2 protein-coding genes are annotated in these 1,717 nt (G+C 72.3%); both read right to left on the bottom strand.

The genetic code is table 11. The features are described 5' to 3' along the window. Window positions 1-69 precede the first annotated feature (69 nt). Window positions 70-609: a GNAT family N-acetyltransferase gene (locus HG542_RS33665; RefSeq protein ID WP_171088183.1), complete on the bottom strand. Its 540-nt coding sequence runs from the start codon at window positions 607-609 to the stop codon at window positions 70-72. Window positions 610-649: 40 nt separating this feature from the next. After that, window positions 650-1,495 (bottom strand): GNAT family N-acetyltransferase, encoded by an 846-nt coding sequence (locus HG542_RS33660; protein ID WP_171088181.1) that lies wholly within the window; start codon window positions 1,493-1,495, stop codon window positions 650-652. Window positions 1,496-1,717: the final 222 nt, after the last annotated feature.

The following is a 1,717-nucleotide window of genomic DNA, read 5'->3' as shown; positions in this document are numbered from 1 at the left end:
CTGTAGCGCCCGTCAGGGGCGCGGGGACCTGCGCGAGCAACCACCCACGGCCCGCACCCGCAAGCCCCCTCAGTCCGGCAAGGACAGCGGCAACTTCGCCCCCATCACCGCATACGGCATCGGCGCACTCGGAAAGACCACCTGCCGCGCCAGATCGTGATACCCCAGCTTCCGGTACAGCGCCCGCGCCGGGCTCTCGCGGTCGATCGCGGAAAGGATCGACCGCGGCTCATCGGCGTCCGCCGTGATGGATGTGATCAGCGTCCGCCCGATCCGCCGGTTCTGGAACGCCGGGTGCACATGCAGCTCGGTGATGACGAACGAGTCGTCGAGCCAGTCCTCGCAGCCGTTCGCCCGCAGATACGGTTCGACGACCGTCGACCACCAGTGCCCGCGGTCGTTCGGCATGCCGTAGACGAAACCCACCAGCCGGCCGTCCCGGGTGGTGGCCCCGAGGGCACGCGCACCGGGGCAGGTGAGGTGCCTGAGCACGATGTGGCGCCGTACGCCGACCTCTTCGACGCTGAGGCCGAAGGCGACCGCCTGTACGGCCAGTGCGTCGTCCACCCGCGCGGCGAGGTCGAGCGGTCCGACCGCGATGTCATCCATGTCCGGGAGGCTACCCGTCCGTACGGCCCACGACCTGCGGTCAGAAGAGCACGCTCATGAACGCGCCGACTTCCTCGAAGCCCACGCGCCGGTACGCGGCCCGGGCCGCGGTGTTGTAGTCGTTGACGTACAGGCTCGCCACGGGCGCGACTTCGCGCAGCGCGTACTGCAGCACGGCGGCCATACCCGTCACGGACAGCCCCCGCCCCCGGTGTTCGGGGGCCACCCACACGCCCTGGATCTGGCAGGCCTGCGGCGTGGCGGCGCCGATCTCGGCCTTGAAGACCACGCGCCCGTTCTCGAAGCGGGCGAACGAGCGCCCGGAGCCGACGAGTTCGGCGACCCGGGCCTGGTAGAGCAGCCCGCCGTCCCCGGCGAGCGGGGAGACCCCGACCTCTTCGGTGAACATGGCCACGCAGGCCGGCATGACGATGTCCATCTCGTCCCGGCGCACGCGGCGCACCAGCGGATCGGGCGCGATGCCGGCCGGCATGCTGCGGGCGACCATCAGCGGCTGGCAGGCCCGCACCTCGCGGGCCGGGCCCCAGTGCGGTTCGAGGAGCGACCAGAGCTCGGCGGTCGGGCCCGCGGGGCCGACGATCGAGGAGCAGCGGCGGCCGCCCCGGCGGGCGCGGTCGGCGAAGGCCCGTACGGCCTCGGGGCCGGCGCCGATGGGGACGAGGTTGGCGCCCGCGTAGCACAGGGACTCCAGGCGGCCGTCCGCGTACCAGCCCCACATCTCGCCGCCGAGCCGCCAGGGGTCGAGCCCGGCGATGCGGACACGGGCTGCGACGAAGGCGTTGGCGACGGGGTCGCGGTCGAGCACGGCGAGTGCGGCGTGGAGTTCGCCGGGCTCCAGGACCTTGGTGGTGGTCGTCGTCAGCACTTCTCGGATTGCCTCACCGTCGCGGGGCCGGAGGCCAGGGGAAACAGGTCCTGGAACTGTACCTCCCGGCTCCTCCGCGCACCTCCCTTGTGTACGGATATGGCGGTGCCCCGCCACGAGGGACGGGGCACCGGTGCGTACGGGAGGGGCGTCAGCCGACGCTGACCTCGGGCTCGCCGGAGGCGATGCCGTCCTTCTCCATCTGCTCGGCGAGCTTCATCG

It is taken from the genome of Streptomyces morookaense, assembly GCF_013030945.1.
In the GTDB taxonomy this organism is placed as follows: Bacteria; Actinomycetota; Actinomycetes; order Streptomycetales; family Streptomycetaceae; genus Streptomyces; species Streptomyces morookaensis.
This window is presented reverse-complemented; position numbering and strand designations above follow the sequence as displayed.

Excerpts from the sequence above, each read along its gene's own strand:
- HG542_RS33665 (WP_171088183.1), bottom strand. The coding sequence starts at position 609 with ATGGATGACATCGCGGTCGGACCGCTCGACCTCGCCGCGCGGGTGGAC.